The sequence below is a fragment of the Micromonospora sp. SL1-18 genome (assembly GCF_047921505.1).
Lineage (GTDB): Bacteria > Actinomycetota > Actinomycetes > Mycobacteriales > Micromonosporaceae > Micromonospora.
Genome location: NZ_JBLROA010000209.1, coordinates 1 through 534, shown reverse-complemented (window position 1 = coordinate 534; position 534 = coordinate 1). Strand labels below are relative to the sequence as shown.

Sequence of the window (534 nt, the reverse complement as noted above, 5' to 3'; positions counted from 1 at the left end):
CGTCGCTGGTCTCGGGCAGGCCGTCGATGTGCACGTCGTGGTTGATCCAGTCCGCGGCGGCCAGCTTCGACGACGGGGCGAGCGCCCGATTGGCGACCAGGCCGAACAGCACCCGCTCGGTAACGGCGGTGTCGCGGGGCCGGCCGCGGCGCGGCGTGGCGTCCAGGCCTCGCAACACGGTGTCGATGCCCAGCCGACGCCACAGCGCGTCGAGGGTGAACGTGCCACCCCACGGCCGTGACTCCACGAACTGCAACTCCGAGCCTGCCGTCGCAGCCAGCGCGTCGGCCGGGTCGAGCAGTCGAGCCAGGGACGCGACCAGCCGCTTGACCGCGTCCCGGTCGAGTTGGTCCTCCCGCCCGAACCCGTAGAGGATCTTCGGGACGGACCGGCCGGCTACCGGGTCCCACTCGTTGTGGGCCAGGTGCAGGTAGCGGACAGAACCGCTCCTGGTCTTCCGGACTGTCGTCTTCACATACATCGCTCTAGAAGATAGACCATCAGACACTTACCTACCAGCGTGTATCCCGACAG

The 534-nt window shown here is 68.5% G+C and carries 1 pseudogene; it reads right to left on the bottom strand.

What is annotated here, in order from left to right:
- Positions 1-481 (bottom strand): annotated as a pseudogene (locus tag ACNAW0_RS30600) (transposase); the annotation flags it as partial.
- Positions 482-534 lie beyond the last annotated feature (53 nt).